We start from the raw sequence: 25,968 nt of genomic DNA on the forward strand, positions 1-25,968 counted from the left end.
TGCCTCCTATGCGGTGTGCCTGTCCCTGCGCCAGGCGCCAGGCGGTTCCTGGGCTACCGGCAGGGAGGCAAGGATGCCACGGAGGATGCTCTGCGGCGTATCACCTGAGCTTGCCGCTTTGCGGTCCAGGATGATCCGGTGTGCCAGCACGGATTCCGCCACGTCCACGACGTCGTCCGGAAGAACGAAGTCGCGGCCATCCAGTGCGGCCGTCGCTTTGGCCGCGCGCAACAACTGCAGCAACGACCGCGGGCTCGCGCCAAGGCGAAGGCGCGCGCTGTCACGGGTAGCGCGTCCTATGGCCACCGTGTATTCCTTGATCGCCGTGGACACATAAACCTGCTGCACAGTGGCGATCATGGCAGCCACATCACTGGCCGTGACCACAGGCGTCACCTTGACCAGCGGCGAGGACGCCTGGTGCGTCTCCAACATCTCGATCTCGGCTTCCTTGTCCGGGTAGCCCATGGAAATCCTGGCCATGAATCGGTCGCGCTGGGCCTCGGGCAACGGGTATGTGCCCTCCATCTCGATGGGGTTCTGGGTGGCTACCACCATGAAAGGCAATCCCAGCTGGTACGAATGGCCGTCCACCGTGACTTGGTGCTCTTCCATGCATTCCAGGAGTGCGGACTGGGTTTTGGCAGATGCCCGGTTGATTTCGTCGCCGATCACGATGTTGGCAAATACCGCGCCGGGCCGGAATTCGAACTGGCGGGACGACTGGTTGTAGATGGAGACGCCCGTGACGTCGGATGGAAGGAGATCGGGAGTGAACTGGATGCGGGAGACAGTGCAGTCCACGGTACGTGCCAGCGTCTTTGCCAGCAGGGTCTTGCCGACGCCGGGTACATCTTCCAGCAGAAGGTGTCCTTGGGCCAGCAACACCGTGAGGGCCAGCTTGGCGGCATCGGCTTTGCCGTCAATCACTGTGTTGATGGAGTTGAGGATGCGTTCGCTGGCATCGTGGAACCGTTCAGCGTCCATGAGTTGCGGCTTGTGTCCGTTGAGGGCAGCACCATCCCGGGGCGCCGCACTGTAAGCCTCGCCTTGAAGCGGGGTAGGTTCAACGGATAGTTGTCGCTTGGACTCCATGGATTGCCCTTCAGCCGTGGCCATTGCATCAGCAATCTTCGCTAAGCACTGCGGATGTTGGCCGCCTGTCCGTTCCAGACTACCCAGACATTGGCCGTCCCTGACATAGTGCTCCCGAATTTATGTGCCAAGTGGAATTTATCCATCACTGCCGGAGGAGGACCGCGGTCCGATTAAGGTGGAAGCATGTGTAATTCCCTCGCGCCTGCTCCGTACCGTGCGTCTTCGGACGCCACACCTGAACCGGATTCCCGCAGGGAGTACCCGCCGGCACCGGAACCCCTGCCCGTGCCGGTCATGGATAACCACACGCATTTGGACTTCCGGCACGGACTGATCGAAGTTTCCGTGCGGGATGCCATGGACGCGGCTCAAGCTGTAGGGGTGCAGGGTGCCGTCCAGGTTGGCTGTGATCTGGAATCGTCCCGCTTCACAGTGCAAGCGGTGGACGCGGATCCGCGCCTGCTTGGCGCCGTAGCCATCCACCCCAACGACGCCCCCGTGTACGCAGGACGAGGTGAACTGGACTCGGCGCTCGCCGAGATCGAGGAGTTGGCGTCCCACCCGCGGATCCGGGCGATCGGTGAGACCGGCCTGGATTTCTTCCGGACCCACGGCGACGGGCTGACTCACCAGCGATACTCTTTCCGGCGCCACATCGACATCGCCAAGCGGCTCGGACTGACCCTGCAGATCCATGACCGTGACGCCCACGACGACGTTGTCCAAGTACTGCATGAAGAAGGAGCGCCGGAGCGGGTGGTGTTCCACTGCTTCTCCGGAGACGAAGACCTGGCCCGCATCTGCAACGAGAACGGGTGGTACATGTCCTTCGCGGGCACCATGACGTTCAAGAATGCTGGGAACCTGCGCGCCGCCCTGGCCATCGCCGAGCCCAGCCGGATTCTGGTGGAAACCGACTCGCCCTTCCTGACACCGCACCCGTACCGCGGGCGCCCGAACGCGAGCTACATGGTCCCCTACACTGTCCGGTCCATGGCGGACGTGACAGGAAATGACCTCTCCGAACTATGTTCGCGGTTGGCCGAAAACACGCTCCAGGCCTACGGTTCATGGGCTTGACGGGCCTGTACTGACACCGTTGGGAGGCGTCTGGATGAATACCCGGTATGCAGAAGTCTTGGTTCGTTTATAACGGATCGGTTACTGTGTTAAACAAATAGCCGGGGTCGGGGAAGGCCTTCGGACAACTGGCCCGGGTGAATCCGGGCCTATTAGTTGAATTTTTTGGCGGCACAGATGCCGGCAGCAAGAGTGGGACCAGGCGCAGTGCCTGGCCCTCAGTTTTTGCGGCTGGCATTGTTTCTGTGCTTTTCCCCGTGCCCGGATGGTCTGAGAGTTATGGGCGATCGTGATCAAGTTCTTCACAACGGATGGCAAGTTCAGCTTCCTCAAAGTCGGTGCCCAGTTGCTGGTTGTTGCAGCGCTGGTTGTCGGTGTTGTTGCCTTCGTCGGCAACAACAAGACAGTCACCCTCAACGTCGACGGCAAGGTGAGCTCCATCCAGACCTTTGGCGGCACCGTGGACCAGGTGGTCAAGGCGGCCAAGGTTGAGTTGAAGGACGCAGACCGCGTTTCGCCGGCCCTGGACTCCCGCGTGGACAACGGCTCCGTGGTGAACATCAACCTTGCCAAGGCGGTCTCCATCGAATTGGACGGCGCCCGCAAGACGGTCAATACCAACGCTCCCGACGTCGCCGCGCTGGTCAGTGAACTTGGCGTTGCCAGCTCCTCCGAGATCTCCCAACCGAAGGAAGCCTCCCTGGAGGTCAGCGGTTCCTTCGTATCCATCTCCACGCCCAAGACCATCAGCGTTGTAGCTGACGGCAAGGACACCAGCACCACCACGACGGCGGCCGACGTCGCCACCGTGCTGAAGGACACCGGCATCACTGTTGGCGCCAACGACCGCATCTCCCAGCCCGGCAATGCGCCCATCGTCCAGGACATGGTGATCAAGGTCTCCCGCGTGGACACCAGCAAGACCGCAGAAGCCACTGAGGAAGTGCCTTTCGAAAGCGTAAAGACCGAGTCTGCCGAGCTCTACAAGGGCGAAGAGAAGGTAACGCAGGCCGGTGTGGCCGGATCCCTCGTGAAAACCTTCAAGCTGGTCCTCGTGGATGGACGTGAAGCCTCCCGAGCACTTGTCTCCAGCAACGTCACCACGAAGCCGGTGACCGAGAAGGTGAGCGTCGGCACCAAGGCCCGCCCTGCGGCTACTCCCGCCAGGGCTGCGGCATCCAGCGGCCCCACAGGAGCCCCGAACGAAGCAATGTGGGACAGGATCGCCCAGTGCGAGTCCGGTGGAAACTGGTCCATCAACTCGGGTAACGGCTACTACGGTGGTCTGCAGTTCTCCAGCCCCACGTGGCTCGCCAACGGTGGTGGAGCGTACGCTCCCAACGCCAGCCTCGCCACCAAAGCGCAGCAGATTGAGATCGCCAACCGCCTCTACGCCAAGAACGGCCTCAGTGACTGGGGCTGCGCGCACGCAGCCTGAGCCCGCACAGGCGATACGATACCTAGGTGACTGAACCGAATTCCGAACCCGCCGCCGTCGCGCCCCTGCTGGGCGCCACAGACATCCGACGGCTCGCCGAAGAAATCGGTGTACGCCCCACAAAGACGCTGGGGCAGAACTTTGTGATCGACGGCAACACGATCCGCAGGATCGTGGCCGCAGCCAATATCGACGCTGGCGAAACCGTGCTGGAGGTGGGCCCGGGATTGGGCTCGCTCACTCTGGGGTTGCTGGACGCCGCCAAGGCCGTTGTGGCTGTGGAGATCGATCCTGTGCTGGCCGGCAAGTTGCCCGAGACAGTGCGGGCCTGGCGACCTGAGGCGGAGGACAATTTCCATCTGGTGCTCTCCGACGCCATGAAGGTCACGGAACTTCCCGTGCCGCCCACCGCCTTGGTGGCCAACCTGCCCTACAACGTTGCCGTTCCCGTGGTGCTGCACCTGCTGCAGCATTTTCCCAGCCTGCAGCACGGCCTGGTGATGGTTCAGGACGAGGTTGCCGACCGGCTCGCCGCAACACCCGGGTCCAAGATCTACGGCGTTCCGTCAGTCAAGGCAGCCTGGTACGGGCATATGCGCAAGGCAGGTGTCATTGGCATGAACGTGTTCTGGCCGGCACCCAAGATTCATTCAGGGCTCGTGGCCTTTACCCGCCACGATCCGCCGCGGACGCACGCCACCCGCGAACAGGTCTTCGCAGTGATTGACGCTGCCTTCGCGCAGCGACGGAAAACCCTCCGCGCTGCTTTGGCCGGTTGGGCAGGCAGCGCAGCGGAAGCTGAGCGGTGCCTTGTAGCCGCCGGCGTTGACCCCACAGCGCGCGGCGAGGTCCTGGACATCACCGCGTACGTCAAGATCGCCGAAGCCCGCCACCCTGTGGACGCATGAACCCGGGCGCCCGCAAGCCAGGCAGCCTCCCGGTCGTGGGGGACCGCTTCCATGCCCGGACTGTCCGGGTTAAAGCTCCGGGAAAGATCAACGTCTCCCTGAGTGTGGGCCCGTTGCGGCCTGACGGCTATCACTCGGTGGCCAGCGTCTACCTCGCCGTTTCCCTGTACGAGGAAGTGGCCGCCACCAGCACCGATGGCGACGGAATCACGGTCAGTATCAGCCCCAACAGCACGCTGGATTTGGACGGCGTGGACATTCCCCTGGACGAGCGCAACCTTGCCTACAAAGCTGCGGCCATCATGGCGGAACTGTCGGAGAAACCCACGGGCGTCCATCTTGAGATCACCAAGCGCGTGCCGGTGGCCGGTGGCATGGGCGGTGGCTCTGCCGACGCCGCGGCAACCCTGCTGGCCTGCGACGCCCTGTGGAACAGCGGCCTGTCGCGCGAGGAACTCGCGCATCTTGCAGCCGAACTCGGCGCGGACGTTCCGTTTTCGCTTCTGGGAGGCACCGCCGTCGGGCTTGGAGTGGGGGACGAGTTGTCGCCCGCCCTGGCCAAAGCGCAAATGGATTGGGTGCTGGTCTTCGCGGACTACGGCCTCTCCACGCCGGATGTGTTCCGCACCCTGGACGGTCTCAGGGATTCCGAGGGGCTGGAGATTCCTGAACCAGTTGACGTGGATCCCACCATCCTCCAGGCCCTGCGCAACGGCGATCCTGAGACCCTCAGCCGGGTCCTGATCAACGACCTCCAGCGCGCCTCCATCACCCTTGCACCGCAACTCCGGGACACCATCGGCCTGGGCGAAGCGCGCGGCGCCCTGGCCGGGATGGTGTCCGGGTCCGGCCCCACCATCGCGTTGTTGGCAAGGGATTCCGTCTCCGCCAGCGTCCTCGCCGAGGAACTGGGCCACCGCGGGCACACTGCCCTGGCGGTCCATGGCCCGGTGCCCGGCGCCCGGATCATCTCAGATACCCTCCTTTAGTACCTCCGCATTCCAGCAGTAGAAAGTAGTACCCATTGGCCCACCTGCTTGGCGGCGAAAACCTCACCGTTTCGTTCGCGACCCGCACTGTCCTCGACGGCGTCACCCTCGGTTTGGAGGATGGCGACCGCATCGGCATGGTGGGGCGCAATGGCGACGGCAAGTCGACCCTGATGCGCTTGCTCGCCTCGCGCTCGACGCCTGACTCCGGCCGGGTCACCAAACGCGGAGACGTTAACGTCGGCTACCTGGATCAAGGGGACGTGCTCGACGGCGACCTCACAGTCGGCGCTGCGATCGTCGGCGACCGCGCGGATCACGAATGGGCTGCCAATCCCAAGATCCGCGAAGTTATGGGCGGACTGGTGGGCGACGTGGACTGGCACGCCAACGTCCATGCCCTCTCCGGTGGCCAGAAACGCCGTGTTGCGCTGGCCAAGCTCCTCATCGAAGACCACGACGTCATCATGCTGGACGAACCCACCAACCACCTCGACGTCGAGGGCGTCGCCTGGCTGGCGCGGCACCTGAAAACGCGCTGGCGTGCCAACCAGGGTGCGTTCCTGGTGGTCACCCACGATCGCTGGTTCCTGGACGAAGTCTGCAACTACACCTGGGAAGTCCACGACGCCATGGTGGACATGTTCGACGGCGGATACGCCGCCTACGTTTTGGCCCGCGCCGAGCGTGACCGCACGGCCGCCGTCGTCGAAAGCAAACGCCAGCAGCTCGTCAAAAAGGAACTTGCCTGGCTACGACGCGGCGCGCCCGCCCGCACTGCCAAGCCGAAATTCCGTATTGAAGCCGCCAACGACCTCATTGCTGACGTGCCCGATCCCCGCGACTCCGTGGCGCTCAGCAAAATGGCCACTGCCCGGTTGGGCAAGGACGTGCTGGACCTCGAAAACGTCACCCTGGACTTCCAAGGCGGCGAGAGCGGCCAGAAGCTGTTCAACAACATCACCCTGCGGCTGGCACCGGGCGAGCGGCTCGGTCTGGTGGGCGTTAACGGCGCCGGCAAGTCCACCCTGTTGAAACTGCTTAACGGCGAAATCCAGCCGACCTCGGGCAAAGTCAAGCGCGGCAAGACCGTGGTCACCGCGGTCCTCACCCAGGACGTCAAGGAGCTGGACGAGGTCTCCGACCTGCGCGTTATCGAGGTGATCGAACGCGAGAAACGGTCCTTCAGCGTGGGCGGCAAGGAGTTCACCGCCGGCCAGCTCGTGGAGCAGCTCGGATTCACCAAGGAAAAGCAATGGACGCCCGTTTCAGACCTGTCCGGTGGTGAGCGGCGCCGCCTCCAGCTCCTGCGGCTGCTGGTAGGGGAGCCCAACGTCCTCATGCTGGACGAACCCACCAACGACCTCGACACCGACACCCTGGCCGCGGTGGAGGACGTCCTGGACGGCTGGCCCGGGACCCTGGTGGTAGTCAGCCACGACCGGTACCTGCTGGAACGCGTCACCGACAATCAAATGGCATTACTGGGCGACGGGAAACTCCGTGGCCTGCCCGGCGGCGTGGACCAGTACCTCGAGCTGCGGGAAGCGGCACTTGCCTCCGGCGCCGTCGGTGGGGGATCCGGCGCGCCGACCTCCGCCAGTGGGTCCGGGTCCGCTGCCGTGCCGTCGGGCGCCAGCGAGGGCGAAAAACGTGAAGCCCGCAAGGACCTCAACAGGATCGACCGCCAACTCGGCAAGATCTCCCAGCAGGAAGAAAAACTCCACACCCAAATGGCAGCCAAGTCCGAGTCCGGTGACTTTGACGCCCTGGGCGAGCTGAACGCCAAGCTGCAGGAGCTGCTCGAGGAGAAAGAGGGCCTGGAGCTGGAATGGCTGGAGGCCGCGGAAATCCTCGGCGAGTAAGAGGGGCGGACGCTCTCTCACCTTTTGCGGTGGGGGGTGGGACGCTCTCTCACCTTTCGCCGTGTTGGGGCGGACGCTCTCTCACCTTTTGCGGTGGTGGGTGGGACGCTCTCTCACCTTTCGCCGTGTTGGGGCGGACGCTCTCTCACCTTTTGCGTGATGACGACGCCGGCTCGTAGCCTATGAGCCACTGCAAGCCGTGGCGGTCTACTACCTGGCCGTCTGATGCACCCCACGGTTTCGGGGCGAGAGGGTCCACGATCCGCCCTCCGTCGGCGAGCCTGTTGAACCATTCGTGGAGGACATCGGGTTCGGCTGCACCCAGCAGAGAGAGCATGGCGCCCTCGATTCTTACGGGCTTTTCTCCGTTCGCAGCGTCCGATCCACCCAATGTGACTACTCCGCTGAGTGTCCCATGGGCAATGGCCCCAGGCGGTCCGTCGTTGCGTCCGAAGTCCTGGTAAGTGTGAAGGGCTAGTTCCCCGCCAAATACCTCCGCGTAGAAACCAAGGGCTTCGCGTGCTGTGCCGGGAAAGCTGATGTAGATCTGGGGCGCTGACATGCTCACATCCTACGAAGAGTCCGGGACGCCGGTTCGCTGACACGACGACAACGCGGGAGGCACCTCAGCCCAGCGACCACTCGCGCAGGTGAGAGAGGGTTGGGTTTTTTGGGGTGGGAGGTGAGAGAGGGTTGGGTTTTTTGGGGTGGGAGGTGAGAGAGGGTTGGGTTTTTTGGGGTGGGAGGTGAGAGAGGGTTGGGCTAGCCGTCGCTGCGGAGCTCCGGCTCCTTCTGAAGCCCGGTGAGTCCGTTCCACGCCAGGTTAACCAGGTGCGCTGCGACGGCCCTCTTGTCCGGCGTGCGGCTGTCGAGCCACCATTGGCCGGTCATGGCCACCATGCCGACGAGCATCTGCGCGTACATGGCGCCATCTGCCGCGCTGAAACCACGGCGCGCGAATTCGTCGGAGAGCAGGTGTTCCACCCGGGCGGTGACGTGGGAGAGAAGTGTGGAGAAGGCGCCTTCGGGTTGCGACGGTGGCGCGTCCCGCATGAGGATCCGGAATCCGTCGGTGCGGTCCTCGATGTAGCCGAGGAGGGCCAGGGCAGCACGTTCAACCAACACCCGGGGCTTGGCTTCGGTGCTGAGGGCTTCGGTGATCGAATCCAGCAGAATCCTGAATTCGGTCTCCACCACTTGCCGGTACAGGCCTTCCTTGGACCCGAAATGCTCGTAGATCACGGGCTTGGAAACTCCGGCGCTGGCGGCGATTTCCTCGATGGTGGTGCCGTCGAGACCGCGGGCTGCAAAGAGGGCCCTGCCAATGCCGATGAGCTGGGATTTGCGCTGTGGTCCGGTCATCCTGATACGGGCCGCCGGGCTTGCGGAAACATGCTCGACGGGCTCGACGGCGGGCGGCGTGCGGAGGAATTCAGTGCGCTTTCTCACCTGACCATCATGCCCCAGGTGGCCTCTGGAGCGGGTGATGGACGGGCGCAATGGTGCGTCGGGGGAGCGGCTCCAGGGGGTCAAGTCGCGAAGCACGCGATGGTCATGGCAAACTAGATTCTTGTGTGTGCATCCCGGTGACCCGGGAAACCGTCAGACCCTGCCGTCTGAGGGTGTGAATCATGCACGGTCCGCTCTGGTGTAATGGCAGCACCCCGGCCTTTGGAGCCGTGGAGTATAGGTTCGAATCCTATGGGCGGAACGGTCGGAAAATGCGCTCCTCTCTGTACCTGTAATGGCTCGAACGGTGCCTGGGTCCATTGGGATGGCAGCATTCCGAAGCCGGGTTACCCGGGACATACCGAGCAAGGAGAGCCAGTACGTGAGCCCCGAATCCACCGGTCCCGCAGCGGTCATCGTTTTGGCTGCAGGCGCTGGAACGCGCATGAAGTCCCGGACCCCCAAGATTCTCCACGAAATCGGCGGACGCTCCATGGTGGGTCACGCTCTCCTGGCAGCCCGGTCCATCACTCCGCTGAAGCTGGCATTGGTTGTCCGTCACGAACGTGACCGGGTGGCAGAGCACGTATCCGCTGCAGATCCGGAAGCCCTCATTGTTGACCAGGACGATGTTCCCGGAACGGGCCGCGCGGTTGAGGTTGCCCTCAAGGCCCTCGACGCCGGGGCTGAGCTTACTGGCACTGTTGTTGTTACCTACGGCGATGTGCCCCTCCTGACCGGCGAATTGCTGGGCGAACTCGTGGCCACCCATGAGGCTGAGGGCAACGCCGTCACCGTGCTTACCGCGGTCCTGGACGACGCCACGGGATACGGCCGGATCCTTCGCGCCGAGGACGGCACGGTTACGGGCATCCGTGAGCACAAAGACGCCAGCGAGGCCGAGCGCAGCATCCGCGAGGTCAACTCCGGCATTTATGCCTTCGACGCCGCCGTGCTCCGCACCGCATTGTCGAAGGTGACCACGGATAACGCGCAGGGTGAGATGTACCTGACTGACGTCCTCGGGTTGGCCCGCGACGCCGGCGGCCGGGTAGCCGCCGTCGTGACCGAAGACCGCTGGCAGGTTGAGGGTGCCAACGACCGCATCCAGCTTTCCGCGCTGGGCGCCGAGCACAACCGCCGCATCATCGAATCCTGGATGCGCGCAGGCGTCACCGTGGTGGACCCCGCCACCACGTGGATCGACTCCACCGTCACCCTCGACGAAGACGTCCGCCTGCTGCCCAACACCCAACTGCACGGTGCAACCACTGTGGCGCGCGACGCCGTCGTGGGTCCGGACACCACCCTGACTGACGTCACGGTGGGTGAGGGCGCCAAGGTGACCCGCACGCACGGCTCCGGTTCCACGATTGGTGCCAAGGCCAGCGTTGGACCCTTCACCTACCTCCGCCCCGGCACGGTCCTTGGAGAGACCGGCAAGATCGGCGCCTTCTACGAGACCAAGAACGTGACCATCGGCCGCGGTTCCAAACTCTCCCACTTGGGCTACGCCGGCGACGCCGAAATCGGCGAAGACACCAACATCGGTTGCGGTAACATCACGGCGAATTACGACGGCGAGAAGAAGCACCGCACGGTGATCGGCTCGGGCGTCCGGACTGGTTCCAACACGGTCTTCGTAGCACCCGTGACTGTGGGCGACGGCGCCTACAGCGGTGCCGGGGCCGTCATCCGCAAGGATGTTCCCGCAGGTGCCCTCGCCCTCAGCCTGGCCGCCCAGCGGAACGCCGAAGGTTGGGTCATCACCAACCGCCCGGGTACTGCATCCGCCACGCTGGCAGAGGCCGCCCAGGAACTGGCATCCGCCTCCACATCCTCACAATCCCCGGCAACCACAGAAGAGGGCAAATAGGCATGAGCGAAATTACCGCACACGGAGAGAAGAAGTTAATTCTCGCCGCCGGAAGGGCGCATCCGGAGCTGGCGCAGGAAATCGCGAAGGAGCTGGAGACCGAGCTCCTGCCCATCGACGCCTACGACTTCGCCAACGGGGAAATCTACGTTCGTTCGGCCGAGAGCGTGCGGGGCACTGACGCCTTCGTCATCCAGGCCCACCCGGCTCCGCTGAACAACTGGCTCATGGAGCAGTTGATCATGATCGACTCCCTCAAGCGTGCCTCTGCCAAGAGGATCACGGTTGTTTCCCCGTTTTACCCTTACTCCCGCCAGGACAAGAAGGGCCGCGGCCGCGAGCCCATCTCCGCCCGCCTGGTTGCCGACCTTTACAAGACGGCCGGCGCGGACCGCATCATGTCCGTGGACCTGCACACTTCGCAGATCCAGGGCTTCTTCGACGGACCTGTTGACCACCTGATGGCCATCCCGCTGCTGGCTGACTACATCCGCACCAAGGTGGAAGCCGACAACATCACCGTGGTTTCCCCTGACACCGGCCGCGTCCGGGTAGCCGAGCAGTGGGCCGAGCGCCTGGGCGGTGCCCCGCTCGCGTTCGTGCACAAGAGCCGCGACCTTACCGTTCCCAACCAGGCCGTTTCCAAGACAGTTGTTGGCCAGGTTGAAGGACGCACCTGTGTACTGATCGACGACATGATCGATACCGGTGGAACCATCTCCGGTGCTGTGCAGGTGCTGAAGAACGCCGGTGCCAAGGACGTCATCATCGCCTGCACCCACGCGGTTTTCTCCGATCCCGCAGCCCAGCGACTGGCCGATTCCGGCGCCCGCGAGGTGGTTGTTACCAACACGCTGCCCATCCCGGCCGAAAAGCGCTTCCCGTCGCTGACGGTGTTGTCGATCGCGCCGCTGATCGCCCGCGCCATCCGTGAAGTGTTCGACGACGGTTCGGTCACCAGCCTGTTCGACGGCAAGGCATAAGCCTGACTGACTCAGGACGGGCCATCCGCAGCCTCCGGGCGTGCGGGTGGTCCGTTTTCTTTGCCCGTTTCAGAAAGAGCGCCAAGCGCTGCTAAACTCGTGGGGATACCTTGGCGAGGGAGAGCACATCCGGTCCGCATTTTGTGGACCAGGGTTGCGGGTCTCCGTTATCGACTGGGTCTGCATCTCCTTCAACACAGGCGGAACGGCTGCTCGGCGGCCGATCTCAGCCGGGCGTAGAAGGTCTCCAGACCTCCGCCCTTGCTGATAGACCAGCCCGGACTTCACCGGGCGCCACAGTAATCAAGGAGTACACATGTCTGAGCAGAAGCTCACCGCAGAACTGCGCACCGAATTCGGCAAGGGTTTCGCCCGCCGTGCACGCATGGCCGGCCAGATCCCGGCTGTCATCTACGGCCACGGCGCAGAGCCCATCCACATCAACCTGCCGGGCCGCGCCACCACGCTGGCAGTGCGCGTTTCCAACGCCCTCCTCGCAATCGACGTCGACGGCGAGCAGCACCTGACGCTGGTCAAGGACATCCAGCGCGATCCCGTAAAGCAGATCATCGAGCACGTTGACCTCCAGACCGTGAAGGCCGGCGAGAAGGTTACCGTCGATATCTCCATCCACGTTTCCGGTGAAGTTGCTCCGGGTGCTGTCGCCAGCCTCGAAGCCACCACGGTTTCCCTCGAAGCCGAGGCAACCCACGTTCCCACCGCCGTCGAGGTCAGCATCGAAGGCCTCAAGGCCGGAGAGAGCATCCATGCTGCAGACCTGGTTCTGCCGAAGGGTTCCACCTTGCTCACCGAAGGCGACACCCTGGTGGTCCGCATCGCTGAAGCTGCTACCGAAGCTGAAGAAGAAGCACCGGCCGCCGAGTAGTCTTTTGACTGCTTGAGGCTCTTGCCTTGGAGTGGCCGGGTCCCTAAGGGTCCCGGCCACTTTCTTTTTGACCTTTGTCCAGAGTCCCCGCTGATTAACGAAGCCTCCCTAGGATGAGACCATGACTGACACTTGGCTGATTGTTGGCCTCGGCAACCCCGGCAATGAGTACAGCAACAACCGGCACAACGTGGGCCACATGGTGCTGGACGAGCTGGCCTCCCGCATGGGCGGAAAATTCAAGGTCCACAAGGCGCGTGCCCAGGTGGTGGAAGGCCGGCTGGGCGTCGGTGGACCCCGCGTGGTGCTGGCCAAGCCCATGACCTATATGAATGTATCCGGGGGACCTGTAGCAGGCCTGTGCAATTTCTTCGACATTGCGCCGGATCACGTGATCGCCGTCCATGATGAGATCGACATCCCTTTTAACACAGTCAAGCTAAAACTTGGTGGCGGCGAGGGTGGGCACAACGGCCTCAGGGACATCTCCAAGGCACTCGCCACCAAGGACTACCTGCGTGTGCGGGTGGGGGTGGGGCGGCCGCCGGGTCGCATGGAAACCGCGGACTTCGTACTCCGCGATTTCGCTGCTGCCGAAAAGAAGGAACTGCCGTTCCTCCTGGATGAAGCGGCAGATGCTGTGGAGTTGCTCATGGCCCAGGGCCTGTTGGCTGCCCAGCAGAAGCACCACCCCGCTAAAACTTGAGCAAATCTTGAGGAAAGACTGATCAAAGCCTGACCCTCAGGATGAGTCCAAGGCCTACAAACTGTCGGCGCCCAAAGGTAGTGTGCATGGTACGCAGGTAAGCGGTGGGGGACTGTCGCGGATGTGTAGCGAAGGATGCAGATGTCGGCGGAGTTGCTAAACAAGAGCGGTGGAGGCGCAGCGAGGGCTGCGGCTCCTGATCTTGTGGGCGGACCAACAGACCGCCAAACGTGGTCACTGCTGGCCCGCAGCCACGATTTGTCCAAGGCAGGCAAGTTTCTTGAAGTACCCGAATCCTATGGCGTGGTCCTTACCGGCCAACGGGGAATTGGTAAGTCAGGCCTGGCGCGCGCCGTCGTCTCCTCACTCGGCCCCAAGGTGCACAGCCTTCAGTTGCGGAACACCGTGGCGAACGGGCAGACCCCTTACGGTTGCCTCGGCTTCCTCCTGGCGAGGTTGCCATCCGAGGCTGTCAGTTCTCCCACCGGCATCCTTCATGCGGTCACCAGCCTGATCCGGACAGAGGCCGCGGGCCGGGACACCGTATTCATTGTGGACAACGCGGGCGGAATGGATCCCATGAGCACGGGTGTCCTCTTGAACCTCATGGCGACGGGCACTGCCAAAGTGGTGGCAACGGTCCAGCGCGCCAGCGACCTCCCGGCCGACTTCCACCGGCTGGTGATTGAGGGTCAACTGGGTGAAGTCCACCTCAACACGTTGAGCGAGGAACAGACCAAGCAGGTCCTTGGATCCGTCCTGGGGCACTATGTTTCCTCCACGCTGGTTGGTTCACTGCACTCCGCCGTGGGCGGCAACCCCATGCTCCTGCACGCCCTCCTCGAGGAGCAGCGCCACACGGGCAACCTGGTCCTGAACGACTCCGTGTGGACGCTTCGTGACCGGATTAAACTTGAAGGCGCCACGGTGGTGGAGGACTTTGTCCGTTCCAGGCTGGCGCGCGAAACACAGGCCAGCAGGACCGTCGTCGAAATCCTGGCCTGTGCGCAGCGCGCACCACTGACGGATCTGGCGGCCATTTTCGGGACTGAAGTCCTGGTGGAGATGGAGGAATCCGGCCTGCTCACGGTGGAGCGGGCCGGTGATCACTGCGTGTCCCTTCGCGACCCCTACGTTGGCGAAGTCGTCCGGGGATGGCTGAGTACACGCCGGATGCGGGAACTGCGCCTGATGCTCCACGGGCCCAAAGAGCCCGAACTCCATGGCATGGCGTCGCAGGACCTGTTGAGCTATGCGACCTGGATGCACGCTTCCGAAGACGAGCCCATGCCGTCCCCTGCCCATGCACTCGCGGCCGGACGTGCGGCGCTGGATGATTACGATCCCAACTTCGCCATCCAATGCACACAGTCCTTGGACCCCAATGAGTCTGAGTGGGTGCCCGGGCAGCGGTTGAAAGCTGCCGCGTACCTGATGCTGGACCTGCCCCTGCATGCCGCACAGGCGCTGGATGAGGTGTCCGAAGCCCACCTTGCCACCCTGGACCCGCTGGAGTTCGCAGAGATCACGGCCGCAAAATGCCAGGCCATGACATGGATCGATGGCCGTGCCGGCATGGTTCCGGGGGTTGTCTCCGATGCCCTGGAGAGGCTCGACGCCATGGCCGATGCCCACCCGGCTGAGAAGCTGGCCAAGGCACGCAACCGGCTCCAGCTGTGCGGGTACGAGTACAACACCTACATGGGCGAGTACGCCTCGGTGGTGGGGGCCTTGGAAGAGGAAGTGGCCAAGGACCCTGCCGGGGATCGCGAGCATTGGCTCCGGTCAGCCCTGTTCCTGGTGGAGGCCCGGTGCATCCTGGGCCGGGAGCTTGAGGCGCAGGAGCTTGCCAGGACCGTGTCCCGGCATTTGGGGGAAGCCGCCAGCCCGGCGCCGTTGGAGGAAGCCTTCGCCAGGCACACGTTCCAGGTGCTGTTGTTGTCCGGACAGTGGAGGCAGTGCATCGAACTGATGCGTCGGGCACCGTCCAGGTCCTCACGCCTTCAGTACCGGGGTGCACTGACTGAACTGGGCATTGGCCTGGCCTACGCGTACGCGGGAAAACCGGCCAGCGCCATTGAACCCCTCCGCTCCGCCGTGGCCCAACTTGAGCTCCGGCCCGCCATGAACATGAACAAAGTGGCCTATGCGGCCACGGCCTTTGCCTACGCTCAACTGGGCAATTCGGTGGAAGCCGGCCGGTACCTGGACCTGTACAGGACCTGCCGGGGAGTGGGAACGTACTTCTCCGAATCCGTCGCGGAGTTCTGCGCGGAAATGGCAGGACGCTGGATGGGCGATCCCGATGTGAAGCAGCGGCTCCTGGCGCGGGTAACCAACGACATCGAAAATCAGCGGTTCACCACAGCGGGCATCTGCCTCTTCGGAGCCACCGTGGAAGGTACCGATGAGGAATACCGCCTCCTGGAAGACATCGCAAGCCGCCGCCAAGGGCCCCTGGCCCAGATCTCAGGTGACTTGGCCCGCGGCGCACGCAACCGCAGTTCCAAGTCGTTGCTGGCTGCCGCGGACGCCGCAGCATCCCTGGATCTGCTGGTTGTTGAGGCCAGGTGTGTGGCCATGGCACTGGACTACGCCCGGGACGCCGGAGAGACAACTGCGGCCCGGACGGCCCAACTGAGGCTCGAGCGGCTGGAGCATTCCGTCTCGACATTGCCGATCCAACCACGCAGCGACGCGCCGGTATTGACTGAACGGGAACGCCAAATTGCTAAGCTCGCTGGAAAGGGTGTCAGCAACCGTGAAATCGCGATGGATATTGGGGTGTCTGTGCGAACCGTCGAAGGCCATTTGTACCAAGTGTTCACCAAGCTCGGTGTTTCGTCTCGAGGCGAGCTCAATGGGCTCCTATGAGGCAAGGAGCACGATATCCGTAAATCTGGTTCGGGTTGCCCATGCAGGCTGAGCACCTTGTAGGCCGGAACGCCGAACTGGATCTGGCGACGGAAATATTGCGCCAGGAAGGCGCGGGAGCTGTGCTCCTGATCGCCGATCCGGGCATCGGCAAAACGGCCTTGGCCGCCGAAATTGCGGCCCGCCTGGCCGGGGAAATGGTGGTGATGCGGGTCCACGGGAGTCCAGCCCTGTCCGCTGTGCCCTATGGTGTCCTGGCTCCCTACCTCCTGGACCTCCCCGTGGAGCAGGCAACATCGCCTGTGGCCATCCTCCGCGAATTCTGGTCCCAGTTCGAGAAACGGCGCGGCGGTGCAGGCGCACGGCTGCTGCTGATCGTGGACGACGCCCACGACCTCGATGAAGGCAGCACCCAGATCCTTGCCGAGCTGGTAACGGCAGGGTGGGCGCGGCTGGTGGCCACCAGCAGGCAACGGCCCGGCCTTCCAGCGGCACTGCTTCAGCTCTGGTATGACGGACTGGCGGAGAGGCTGGAACTTCATCCCCTTGACCGGGAGAGCGTCACCGAGCTTGCGGAAAAGACCCTGGGCGGAACCGTCATGGCCAGCGCGGCCGACGTCCTGCATTCGGTGTCCGAGGGCAATCCGCTCCTGCTGCGCTGCCTCCTGGACGACTCGAGGGCGGATGGAAACCTGGTGCGGCGGAACGGAGTCTGGTTCCTTACCCGCGCACTCTCGGGCAGCGGCGAGGGCTTGGCTGAGGTAGTGCGCAACCGGGTACTCAGAACAAGCGAAGCTGAGCGGGAGGCGATGTACGTTATTGCGTTGTCCGAGCCCGTCCCTGCCGCCGTGCTGGATACACAGGTGGGCAGGGACACCGTGCGGGCGCTGATGGACAGCCGCTTGGTGCTCTCCACCAATGGACCCGGCAGTCCCCTCAAAATGTGGCACCCGATGTACAGCGAGGCCCTGCGCCAGATTGTTTCCCCTGCCCGCAGCCTCCAGATCCGCCAGCGCATGGTGCAGCACTTGCTCGCTGAGCCGCCAACGGCTGAAGGTTTGCTCCGCTCGGTGAGTTGGGCGCTGGACTGTGGCGCCGACGTCGAGGATGAACAGTTGCTGCAGGCAGCCTTCCTGGCCGCAAAACTGCTCCAGAACCCGCTGGCGATGGCTGCAGCCGGCAAGGTCCGCTCGGAGGCGCTGAAACCGAGGGCCCGTGCCGTGATGGCCATGGTCAATTACAACGACGGCGACTTCCGCAGTGCGGCACGATTGCTTGAAGACGATGCCGGGTTCCTGGACGCTGATCCTTCCGGACCACTGGGCGCAGGGCTGTTGTGGGCTGCTGCGCGCGCGGCGATGGGGGATGCTTCTGCGGACATCGTCTCTGACGCCAAGGCTGCGGCCACGGCACTGGTCGAGGGAATGCCGTCGTCGGACCCGGTGGTCGGGCTGGTGGGAAGGCATGCCAGAGCCTTGGAGCTGGCGGCGCTGGCCCATGACGGACGTTATGAAGAACTCCGTGCAGGCTTGGTGGAATTTGCTGACGGACTGGGAGAGGACCAGCCGGATCTGGTGATGAACCGGGTCTTCCTGCTTGCCATGCACTGTGAGCTCCTGACGGTTCAGGGCCAAGCTGCCGAAGCACTGGAGGCAGGACGCGAGGCGCTGATGCTGCTGGATGAGCACACGGATGACCTCCTGTACTTCAGTGACTTTGTCCTGGTCCGCTACACCTTGGCAGCCCTGGAGTCCGGGGATTGGGAGGCAGCCGCTGCGGCGCTGGACCGGTACGCTGCCAGTTCGGCCATGGGCCTCATTGTTTTTGGCGGAGACATCCAGACGCTCAAGGGCATGTTATTGCTGCGTCAGGGCCGCCTGGAGCAGGCCACAGAGCTCCTGGCGCCCGCAGTGGAGGCCCTCAGGATCAAGGACCCGCAAAGGCTGCGCAGCTTGGGCAACGCCCTGGCTTTTTATGCTGCGGGCAAGTCCGGCGATACTGCCCTCGCCCAGCGGTTGGCAGAGGAACAGGAAACAGCCGCAGCCGGGGGAGCCTACGTGGAAGCCCTCGCGGAGGTCTTCAGGCTCGCTGGGCAGGAGCTTCTCTCCAAGGGTTCGGGACTGGTCCAGCTCAGGGGCTTGCCGGAGGCGGGTTCGCTCCATCAATCGCCAGGAGTCCTGCTGCAGAACCTGGTCCTCCGGATGGAACTCGGTGATGCCACGGCCAGCGAATCGGTCCAGCAGACGGCATTGTCCATGTCCGGTGCCTGGGCAGCCGGCTGGCAGTCGATGGCCACGGCGCAGCTGGGCGGAGGGGGAGAGGCTTTGGTGAACGCCGGAAATCTTCTGGCCGCCGCCGGAATGCCTGGACCAGCCGCAGTGGCATTTGATAAGGCCGCCCTGTCCTTCGATGCCGAGGGAAAGCGCCCGGAGGCACGGCAGGCCGCGGTGCTTCGCGATGTCAGCGAAGCCAGCCTCGGCGACGCCCTGGTCCATGATCCGAGCATCGAAGCAGACCGCTCCGTTCCGTTGACCCGGCGCGAACAGGACATCGTGGCATTGGCAGTATCCGGACTGACTGACCGGCAGATCGCCGAAAAACTGATGGTCTCCGTACGGACGGTGGAAGGCCACCTGTACCGCAGCTACGCCAAGCTCGGCATTCGCCGGCGCGAAGATCTCGGGGCTGCCGTCCGTCATTGACGGCAAGTCTCTTTGAGTACTCACAACCCCCTCTCCAGCCACTTGTTCCGGCATTCCCGCGGAATTTCACCAATCAATGGAGTAACACGCGGGTGTTTTGCGCCCAAACCAAGTAGTGCCCCTCCGGGGGACTGAGTACAACAAGGTACCGGGCCGCAAAAAGCCCTGAAGTAATCGAGTACCAACTACTGGTGTACGGCGTCCGCCACCCCGGCAGTATTGATCTTGGAAGAACGGTTCAGCCCCAAGCATCACCGGGATTCCGAAAGTCGCATCATCCGCATCGGTGGTCTCTTTGAGCCGATGCACCGGCCACCGCAAGGTGGTCCGGCCCTGGACGAAGCCGGCGGCGACAGAGTCTTCTGAGACCGAGACTCTCCCCCCAGCCGCCGCCGGCTTCTAGGCCAGGTAGCCCTCCGCACCTCGCGGACATCAAACCTCCCGGACCCTGGGACTGCTGCTATTGGAGTGCGCATGTTGCCGGATCCCTGGCTGGACGAAGACACCGTCACAGTCGGGCTGAGGCCATCAAACTTCCCGGACCGGACCCGCTTGCTGGACATTATCCTTTCCGCAGTACCGTCTCCATCCACCAGCGGCATCGTGGTGGTAGGAGACCGTGGATCCGGAAAGAGCCACCTTCTGCTCTCCGTCAAAGCGGGGCTCCCGGACACCATGGACGTCCGGACCTTCGCCGGAAAACCGGAGCTCAGGACTACGCGCTATGCCGCCTTGGGGGCAGCCTCTGCCCCGGGCGATGAAGAGACCTTGCCGCCGGGATTCCACGTCCTCCGGGCCTTGACCAGCACCTTGGGTGCAGCTGAGTACCTGTACACGCCACCTGCGGGACGACGGCGAACCAGACGTCGGGCGCAACCGTCACGGCCGCCGCTGGTGCTGTTGGTGGACGACATCCACTACGTCGATCCGGCATCACTGGCTGTCCTGCTGCAACTCATTCCCGGTTTTGGGGCTACGCTCGTGGCCACTGCCGACAGCCGGAGACCCCTCCCGCCGGACCTCTACCAGTTGTGGGAGGACGGCTTCCTGGAGCAGTATTTCCTTCCACCGTTTACCTTCAACGAGGCTCATGCGTTGTGTGAGGCCGCTCTGGGGGGAAAGGTCCAGCGGCGGGCCAGCAGCCTTCTGGCGGCCATGAGCGGATTCAATGTGGGGCTCCTGGGCCTTGCGGTGGACGATGCCCGGCGCGCCCACCTCCTGGTGCAAAAGGACGGCTTCTGGACCATCGACGTGCGGGCGCAGTGCGACTGGCCCGGTGTTGTTGCACAGGTGCAGGCCGAAAATGCGGCCCGGCCGCCGGAGGAGCGTCAAGCACTGGAGCTGATCGCGCTTGCGGAGCCTGTGGCGTTGGAAGTGGTGGAGCACCACTTCGGCCAGCGGGCCGTGGAAGACCTGCTGGCGAACCACCACATCAGGGTGCTCCCCGGTCGGCCACCGCTGCTTCGCACCAGCTCGTGGTTGCGTGGCGAAGGTACCCGATTGTCTGTGCCGATGCCGCGGAGTGTGGCGCTGCGGCTGGGCGTCGAGGAACCGGCCCTGACTGTGGAGTCAGCCCCCACCATGCTTCGCTGGATGACGTGGACCCTGGACTGCGGGCTGACACTCTCGGATGAGCTCCTCCTGGCCACTGCGCCCGCCGCTGACAGGCCATCGACAGCAGAACTTGCACTGAGGGCTGCCGCTGCGGTGTCGATGCCGGCCCACCAGGACGAAGCCAGGCTGCTGAGGGCGCGGGCGTTGATAGCCGAGGGCCAACTCACTGAAGCGGCGCCCGAACTGCGGGAACTGGCAGTTGGAGGTTCTCCGCGGGTGAAAGCTGACGCGACGTCCCGTCTGCTGGCGTTGGAACTCCTGGGTGCAGTACCACGTGATGCAGTGGACGGGCCTGCCAGTCCGGACGATTCCCGGAGCGGGGCGGAACTGTCCAAGCAGCTGGTTCAGAACATCCGCGAAGCCGAACGCCTCCTCCTCTCCGGGGCTGCCCCTGAGGCGTTGGAGGTGTCTACGGTGGCCATGGCTGCCATCAACGCAGATCCTGCCCTGGAGGTGTTCCGCCCGGGCGCAGTGCTCCGGCATGTGATGTGTCTGCGGAACAACCTTGCCTGGGGGCACGTGGATTCGCTTCTTGAGTGCCCTTCTGCTTTCGTGCTCCCCACGCACTTGGCTCTTTGCTTGGAAGTGGGCCGCGGCTACGCCGAGCTGAGCCAAGGCCTTCCGCGTGCGGCGCGTGGCACGTTGGAGCCGGTCCTTGCAGAACTGCCCGACGCCGGCCTGCCGCCCGTTCTCGCCGTGGCGGCGGCCATGATGGCCTACTCAGAGGCACTGTGCGGCAACGCCATCCGCGCGATGGAACGCGTCCAGCAGAGTACAGCTGTCCTGGCACATCAGGACTTCCCTCCCGATGGCCTCCTGCCGCAGCTCAGCGCACTGTACATCGCAGCAGCACAGGACCAGGTGTCCGGGAAGTCCAGCCACCTGCTGGAACTGGCCGAACATGTCCATACCCAGGGCCACACCTTGCTGGAGGCCGAGGCAGTCTCGCTCCTGACGCTCAACCCAAGCTGCGCCGCCGTCGACGATCTTGTGATCCAGCGCCGCCTGGCCGGGCTGGCCGCTGCAGTTCACGGTGCCGGCGGGGCAGCATTGGGGACGTTTGCTTCGGCCTTGCTGGACAACGACCCCAAGACCCTCGAATCGGCCGGCAGGAGCCTTTCCGCGGACCGGCAATTTGCCCATGCCGCCATTTGCTATTCACGCGCGGCCAGTGGATACGAAGCGAAGACCCGCAACGCTGCGAGTCGTCGGGCCGCGGTGCTCGTTGAGCGGTTGCGCGCGGCGTTCGACAGCGGGGCCGTGCCGCCGCTGGGTTGGGTACCCGGGAGGGCCGGCGGCTGACGTGCTGTACAGCACACCTGCGGCACCGCACGCAAGGTGTCTCCGTGGGATAATGAGGAGTCCCTGAAGGATTCCCAAGGAGCGCCCCTTGACTGCCGTATCAACCCCCGCCTCACTGCAGCGGTCCGTGCATGCCATGGACAACGCGGAGGTGTTGCGGATCCGGAACGACTTCCCGGTGCTGGATCAGCTGGTCAATGGCAAACCCTTGATCTACCTTGATTCCGGTGCCACCTCGCAGAACCCGCTCAGTGTCATCGAAGCCGAGCAGGAGTACTACGAGCAACGAAATGCTGCTGTTCATCGCGGTGCCCACCACCTTGCCGTGGAAGCCACCGAGGTGTTCGAGGACGCGCGCCAAACTGTGGCGGACTTCGTCGGCGCCCAGTATGAGGAAACTGTGTGGACCTCCAATGCCACCGAGGGCCTCAACCTGATCAGCTACGCCCTCTCCAACGCTGCTCTGTGGGCAGCACAGGGGAGGGGCGGGTCCGCGCTCAAGGACCTGGCCATTGGTCCGGGCGACGAGATTGTGGTCACCGAGATGGAACATCACGCCAATCTCATCCCGTGGCAGGAACTGGCTTTCCGGACGGGTGCAGCCCTCAAATACATCCCCGTAACGGACCATGGCACCCTTCGGCTGGACGCTGCGGCTGAGCTCATTGGCGAGCGGACCAAGCTGCTGGCTTTCACCCACGCCTCGAATGTCCTTGGCACCATCAACCCAGTGGCGGAGCTTGTGGCCCTGGCCCGCCGGGTTGGAGCTTTGGTGGTCCTGGACGCCTGCCAGTCGGTGCCGCACATGGCCGTTGACGTCAAGGAACTGGACGTCGATTTCGCCGTGTTCTCCGGACACAAGATGCTGGCGCCAACCGGTGTTGGCGTGCTCTACGGCAAGCAGGAGCTCCTGGATGTCCTGCCGCCGTTCCTGACAGGCGGCTCCATGATCACCACCGTCACCATGGAACGCGCGGAATACCTGCCGGCACCGCAAAGGTTCGAGGCCGGCACCCAGCGCATCTCACAGGCTGTGGCGCTCGCAACCGCCGTTAATTACCTCACCGAGACCGGGATCGACCGCATCCATGCGTGGGAAGCGACGCTGGGTCAGCGCCTGGTGAAGGGGCTTGAGACCATCGAAGGCATCCGGGTGGTCGGTCCGGCCTCCGGATCTGAGCGGATAGGTCTTGCGGCGTTCGACGTCGCCGGCGTCCACGCGCACGACGTCGGGCAGTTCCTTGACGATCGCGGCATCGCCGTCCGCGTCGGTCACCACTGCGCTCAGCCGCTGCACCGCCGTCTGGGCCTGACGGCCACTACCAGGGCGAGTACCTACCTCTACAACACCACGGACGACGTCGATGCCTTCCTCGACGCCGTATCAGGGGTGCGGGCTTACTTCCAGGCCTGATCCCGGCACCGCCCGACACTCGGCACAGGCCCTGGGCCGCGCAGCCGTCAACCAACGATTTTTTAGAACAGGCAACAAGCACCATGAGTCTTGACCAGTTGTACCAACAGATCATCCTGGACCATTCCAAGCAGCGGCATGGCAGCGGACTGGCAGAAACGGACGCTCCCGCCGGCGCGTCCACCGGCCAATCGCACCAGCTGAATCCGGTCTGCGGAGATGAAGTGACGCTGCGGCTTGCCGTGGCGGATGGCACTGTCCAGCAGATCCGTTGGGACGGTGCAGGCTGCTCCATCTCCATGGCGTCGGCCTCGGTGCTCAGCGAACTGGGCGAGGGCATGTCCGTGGAGGAACTCCACTCGGTGATCGATAATTTCCGGGAAGTTCTCCGGTCCCGCGGAAAGGTGCAGGCGGACCCGGAGATTCTGGGCGATGCCGCGGCCTTTGAAGGCGTTGCCCGCTACGCAGCCCGGGTTAAGTGCGCCATGATCTCTTGGGTGGCTGCCGAGGACGCGCTCAACCAAGCCACCGTCTAGCGGCCCCGAAGCACTTCCGCGTCAGGCGCGGGCAAAGACGTCAGGCACGCCGTCGCCGTCGTCGTCCCGTTCTTCATCCGCTTGGACCTGGCGGTACCTCCGGTTGCGGGCCTTAAGTACGACGGCGGCCAGCAGCGCGGAGATCAGGGAACCAGCCAGGATGGCCACCTTGGCGTGGTCGTTGTGGGCCGATTCGGCACCGAAGCTCAACTCACCGATCAGCAGCGACACGGTGAACCCGATGCCGGCCAGGAGTGCCAGGCCGAAGAGGTCGATCCAGGCAATGCTGGAATCGAGGCTGGCGCGGGTGGTCTTGGTGACCAGGAACGTTGTGCCGAAAACGCCCACTGCCTTGCCAACTACCAACGCCGCAACGATGCCCACGGCCACGGGGTCCGTGAGCGCGGCGCCCATGCCGTCGAGTCCGCCCAAGGCAACGCCGGCGGAGAAGAACGCAAAGACCGGCACCGCGAATCCTGCAGAGAACGGGCGCAGACGGTGCTCGAAATGCTCAGCCAGCCCCTCGGCCGGTTCGTTCTTCTTTCCGCTGGCGAAGACCGGCACAGCGAAGCCCAACAACACGCCGGCCACGGTGGCATGGATACCGGAGGCATGGACGAACCCCCAAGTGGCCAACGCGAGGGGCAGGAGCAGGTACCAGCTGCGGATTCGCTTCTGGACCAGGAACGTGAAGAGGGCAAGCGGCACCAGGGCAGCCAGGAGCATGAGCGGCTGGAGCCCCGTGGAGTAGAAGAAGGCAATGATGCCGATGGCGATGAGGTCGTCCACCACTGCCAGCGTCAAGAGGAATGTCCGGAGTGCGGCGGGGAGATGGGTGTTGATAACAGCAAGCACGGCCAGAGCGAAGGCAATGTCCGTGGCTGTGGGAATGGCCCAGCCCTGGAGGGTCTCAGGAGACCCAAGGTTGAAGAGGACGAAAATCAGGGCAGGGACCACCACGCCGCCAACAGCAGCGGCCACAGGAACGACTGCCCGGGCCGGCTTCCGTAGCTCACCGGCCACAAATTCGCGTTTCAGCTCAAGCCCGGCCAGGAAGAAGAACACCGCCAGCAGGCCGTCGGAGGCCCAATGGCCAAGGCTCAGCTCAAGATGCCACGGTTCATAACCGATCTTGAGATCGCGGAGCGCGAAGTAGCTGTCTGCTGCAGGGGAGTTGGCCCAGACGAGGGCGAGCACAGTGGCCGCCAGGAGGAGTGCGCCACCGACCGTTTCCGTGCGGAGAATGGCGAGGATTCTGCGGTACTCGGGGTACGTGGAGCGGGTAAAGACTTTGCTGGGGCTGCTGGTATTGGGCGACGGGGGAAGTTGTTGGGCCACGAAGGCTCCTTCACTGGTGGGCGGGCGTTTGCGGGTACTGCAAAAAAACCGCCGACCAGACTTCCCGGCACACCAAGATCCATCTTACCCAACTGAGTAGCAGATCAGGCCGTTCTGAATGCTCAAAACGGCCTGATCTGTTACAGAGTGGGGTCAAACCTACGCGACGAGGGCCGCGATTCCAATAGCCGCCGTCGCGAGTCCGAGCACCATGGAGATGGTGACCAGCACGACGTGGACCGTGAGGAACTTGGTGGCTTTGCCGGCCGCGTCCCGGGCGCGGGGATCCTTCATGACCCGCTTCAGGAACTGCGGCCACACCAGCAAGGACCAGGCGCCGGCAACGATCAGAACTACGGCCAGGATCGCAGGAACCTGCACCCTAGTGGCTTTCGAGCCAGGCCTGGGCCTGCTGGGACTGGATGTTCAAGGCCTTGCCAACCATGGGCTCGGCGGCATCGGCGATCTTCCCGCCGAGGAACGGAACCGAGGAGGACACCGTGCCCTCGAGCTCGATCCGCGTGTTTCCGCCTTCGGCAACCAGGCGCTGAACGGCCGTCACGTCCAGCGGAGCGCCGGAAACTTTCAGGGCGATCTTGCTGGCACGCGAGCCATCTGCAGCCGGGGCTTCCCACTGCTCGGTCTGCGTGACGGTGAGGCTCTCGCCAACAAACTTGCGGGCGATATCCGGCAGCCGTGTGGTGGGCAGGGTCCGGACGGTGGTGGTGCTGAAAGCACCGGCAGTGTCGCCGTCGATCGTGAACGATTCCAGGGAGCCGCCTACCAGTTCGCTCGTGTGACGCAGGAAATCCTCGTCGACAAATACGGCCGCAACGCGGTCAACACTGTGCGGCAGGGTGGTGGATGCACTCAGGGCCATGGGTCCTCCGTGGATGGTGGTGGTGAAGCT

Annotated in this window: 20 protein-coding genes and 1 tRNA gene; 15 read left to right on the forward strand and 6 right to left on the reverse strand. The window is 63.9% G+C overall.

From position 1 onward, the window contains the following. Positions 1-6: 6 nt before the first annotated feature. Positions 7-1,095: an AAA family ATPase gene (locus BLW08_RS01970; RefSeq protein ID WP_090820653.1), complete on the reverse strand. Its 1,089-nt coding sequence runs from the start codon at positions 1,093-1,095 to the stop codon at positions 7-9. A gap of 186 nt (positions 1,096-1,281) precedes the next feature. On the opposite strand from BLW08_RS01970, the gene BLW08_RS01975 reads away from it, so the two are divergent. The 5 genes from BLW08_RS01975 to BLW08_RS01995 all read left to right on the forward strand — a co-directional run bounded on the left by BLW08_RS01975 (position 1,282) and on the right by BLW08_RS01995 (position 7,378). Then, positions 1,282-2,178 carry a TatD family hydrolase gene (locus tag BLW08_RS01975; protein WP_091323060.1) on the forward strand — a complete coding sequence of 299 codons (897 nt, stop codon included), beginning with the start codon at positions 1,282-1,284 and terminating at the stop codon, positions 2,176-2,178. 289 nt (positions 2,179-2,467) lie between these two features. Beyond that, on the forward strand, positions 2,468-3,616 hold the full coding sequence (locus BLW08_RS01980; protein WP_091323062.1) for a resuscitation-promoting factor: 1,149 nt from the start codon (positions 2,468-2,470) through the stop codon (positions 3,614-3,616). A gap of 26 nt (positions 3,617-3,642) precedes the next feature. Then, positions 3,643-4,524 carry a 16S rRNA (adenine(1518)-N(6)/adenine(1519)-N(6))-dimethyltransferase RsmA gene (gene rsmA / locus BLW08_RS01985; RefSeq protein ID WP_091323064.1) on the forward strand — a complete coding sequence of 294 codons (882 nt, stop codon included), beginning with the start codon at positions 3,643-3,645 and terminating at the stop codon, positions 4,522-4,524. After that, on the forward strand, positions 4,521-5,513 hold the full coding sequence (locus BLW08_RS01990) for a 4-(cytidine 5'-diphospho)-2-C-methyl-D-erythritol kinase (RefSeq protein WP_090819727.1): 993 nt from the start codon (positions 4,521-4,523) through the stop codon (positions 5,511-5,513). The genes rsmA and BLW08_RS01990 overlap by 4 nt, the downstream gene beginning before the upstream one ends. 35 nt (positions 5,514-5,548) lie before the next feature. Next, entirely contained in the window at positions 5,549-7,378 is a 1,830-nt protein-coding gene (locus tag BLW08_RS01995; RefSeq protein WP_091323066.1) for an ABC-F family ATP-binding cassette domain-containing protein, read from the forward strand. A gap of 145 nt (positions 7,379-7,523) precedes the next feature. On the opposite strand, the gene BLW08_RS02000 is transcribed toward BLW08_RS01995, so the two are convergent. Together BLW08_RS02000 and BLW08_RS02005 are read right to left on the reverse strand one after the other, a co-directional pair. After that, the gene (locus BLW08_RS02000; protein ID WP_091323067.1) at positions 7,524-7,940 is read right to left on the reverse strand and encodes a VOC family protein; all 417 of its coding nucleotides are present in this window, start codon (positions 7,938-7,940) and stop codon (positions 7,524-7,526) included. Positions 7,941-8,140: 200 nt separating this feature from the next. Beyond that, a complete protein-coding gene (locus tag BLW08_RS02005; RefSeq protein WP_091323307.1) occupies positions 8,141-8,740 on the reverse strand; it encodes a TetR/AcrR family transcriptional regulator in 600 nt (199 codons plus the stop codon). 277 nt (positions 8,741-9,017) lie between these two features. On the opposite strand from BLW08_RS02005, the gene BLW08_RS02010 reads away from it, so the two are divergent. From BLW08_RS02010 to sufU, 10 genes are all read left to right on the forward strand, one after another. Then, positions 9,018-9,089, forward strand: a tRNA-Gln gene (locus BLW08_RS02010). A gap of 120 nt (positions 9,090-9,209) precedes the next feature. Continuing rightward, positions 9,210-10,703 carry a bifunctional UDP-N-acetylglucosamine diphosphorylase/glucosamine-1-phosphate N-acetyltransferase GlmU gene (gene glmU, locus BLW08_RS02015; protein ID WP_091323069.1) on the forward strand — a complete coding sequence of 498 codons (1,494 nt, stop codon included), beginning with the start codon at positions 9,210-9,212 and terminating at the stop codon, positions 10,701-10,703. Between the two features lie 2 nt (positions 10,704-10,705). After that, entirely contained in the window at positions 10,706-11,686 is a 981-nt protein-coding gene (locus tag BLW08_RS02020) for a ribose-phosphate diphosphokinase (protein WP_011774071.1), read from the forward strand. Positions 11,687-12,002: 316 nt separating this feature from the next. Continuing rightward, entirely contained in the window at positions 12,003-12,572 is a 570-nt protein-coding gene (locus BLW08_RS02025) for a 50S ribosomal protein L25/general stress protein Ctc (RefSeq protein ID WP_090819715.1), read from the forward strand. 121 nt (positions 12,573-12,693) lie between these two features. After that, on the forward strand, positions 12,694-13,278 hold the full coding sequence (gene pth / locus BLW08_RS02030) for an aminoacyl-tRNA hydrolase (RefSeq protein WP_091323071.1): 585 nt from the start codon (positions 12,694-12,696) through the stop codon (positions 13,276-13,278). 141 nt (positions 13,279-13,419) lie between these two features. After that, positions 13,420-16,152: a helix-turn-helix transcriptional regulator gene (locus BLW08_RS02035; RefSeq protein ID WP_254779621.1), complete on the forward strand. Its 2,733-nt coding sequence runs from the start codon at positions 13,420-13,422 to the stop codon at positions 16,150-16,152. 41 nt (positions 16,153-16,193) lie between these two features. Further along, a complete protein-coding gene (locus BLW08_RS02040) occupies positions 16,194-18,854 on the forward strand; it encodes a helix-turn-helix transcriptional regulator (protein WP_091323076.1) in 2,661 nt (886 codons plus the stop codon). Between the two features lie 474 nt (positions 18,855-19,328). After that, a complete protein-coding gene (locus BLW08_RS02045) occupies positions 19,329-21,770 on the forward strand; it encodes an ATP-binding protein (protein WP_091323078.1) in 2,442 nt (813 codons plus the stop codon). An 88-nt stretch (positions 21,771-21,858) separates the two neighbouring features. Continuing rightward, positions 21,859-23,184 (forward strand): cysteine desulfurase, encoded by a 1,326-nt coding sequence (locus tag BLW08_RS02050; protein WP_091323080.1) that lies wholly within the window; start codon positions 21,859-21,861, stop codon positions 23,182-23,184. 83 nt (positions 23,185-23,267) lie between these two features. Further along, positions 23,268-23,720, forward strand: a complete 453-nt coding sequence (gene sufU / locus BLW08_RS02055; protein ID WP_091323082.1) for a Fe-S cluster assembly sulfur transfer protein SufU — start codon at positions 23,268-23,270, stop codon at positions 23,718-23,720. Positions 23,721-23,741: 21 nt separating this feature from the next. Here the strand turns inward: sufU and nhaA are convergent, their stop codons facing one another. The 3 genes from nhaA to BLW08_RS02070 form a co-directional block, all read right to left on the reverse strand. Then, on the reverse strand, positions 23,742-25,058 hold the full coding sequence (gene nhaA, locus BLW08_RS02060; RefSeq protein ID WP_091323084.1) for a Na+/H+ antiporter NhaA: 1,317 nt from the start codon (positions 25,056-25,058) through the stop codon (positions 23,742-23,744). Positions 25,059-25,217: 159 nt separating this feature from the next. Beyond that, positions 25,218-25,439 (reverse strand): SCO4848 family membrane protein, encoded by a 222-nt coding sequence (locus BLW08_RS02065; protein ID WP_090819689.1) that lies wholly within the window; start codon positions 25,437-25,439, stop codon positions 25,218-25,220. A gap of 1 nt (position 25,440) precedes the next feature. Continuing rightward, complete coding sequence (locus BLW08_RS02070; protein WP_090819686.1) at positions 25,441-25,938, reverse strand: DUF2505 domain-containing protein; 498 nt, start codon at positions 25,936-25,938, stop codon at positions 25,441-25,443. Positions 25,939-25,968: the final 30 nt, after the last annotated feature.

The sequence above is a fragment of the Arthrobacter sp. cf158 genome (genome assembly GCF_900106835.1).
Taxonomy (GTDB): Bacteria; Actinomycetota; Actinomycetes; order Actinomycetales; family Micrococcaceae; genus Arthrobacter.

Bases quoted from the DNA above. Each gene is read 5' to 3' on its own strand.
- BLW08_RS01970 (WP_090820653.1), bottom strand. From the start codon at position 1,095: ATGGAGTCCAAGCGACAACTATCCGTTGAACCTACCCCGCTTCAAGGC.
- BLW08_RS01975 (WP_091323060.1), top strand. From the start codon at position 1,282: ATGTGTAATTCCCTCGCGCCTGCTCCGTACCGTGCGTCTTCGGACGCC.
- BLW08_RS01990 (WP_090819727.1), top strand. From the start codon at position 4,521: ATGAACCCGGGCGCCCGCAAGCCAGGCAGCCTCCCGGTCGTGGGGGAC.
- BLW08_RS02000 (WP_091323067.1), bottom strand. From the start codon at position 7,940: ATGTCAGCGCCCCAGATCTACATCAGCTTTCCCGGCACAGCACGCGAA.
- BLW08_RS02005 (WP_091323307.1), bottom strand. From the start codon at position 8,740: ATGACCGGACCACAGCGCAAATCCCAGCTCATCGGCATTGGCAGGGCC.
- BLW08_RS02020 (WP_011774071.1), top strand. From the start codon at position 10,706: ATGAGCGAAATTACCGCACACGGAGAGAAGAAGTTAATTCTCGCCGCC.
- BLW08_RS02025 (WP_090819715.1), top strand. From the start codon at position 12,003: ATGTCTGAGCAGAAGCTCACCGCAGAACTGCGCACCGAATTCGGCAAG.
- pth (WP_091323071.1), top strand. From the start codon at position 12,694: ATGACTGACACTTGGCTGATTGTTGGCCTCGGCAACCCCGGCAATGAG.
- BLW08_RS02035 (WP_254779621.1), top strand. From the start codon at position 13,420: ATGTCGGCGGAGTTGCTAAACAAGAGCGGTGGAGGCGCAGCGAGGGCT.
- BLW08_RS02040 (WP_091323076.1), top strand. From the start codon at position 16,194: ATGCAGGCTGAGCACCTTGTAGGCCGGAACGCCGAACTGGATCTGGCG.
- BLW08_RS02045 (WP_091323078.1), top strand. From the start codon at position 19,329: ATGTTGCCGGATCCCTGGCTGGACGAAGACACCGTCACAGTCGGGCTG.
- sufU (WP_091323082.1), top strand. From the start codon at position 23,268: ATGAGTCTTGACCAGTTGTACCAACAGATCATCCTGGACCATTCCAAG.
- BLW08_RS02070 (WP_090819686.1), bottom strand. From the start codon at position 25,938: ATGGCCCTGAGTGCATCCACCACCCTGCCGCACAGTGTTGACCGCGTT.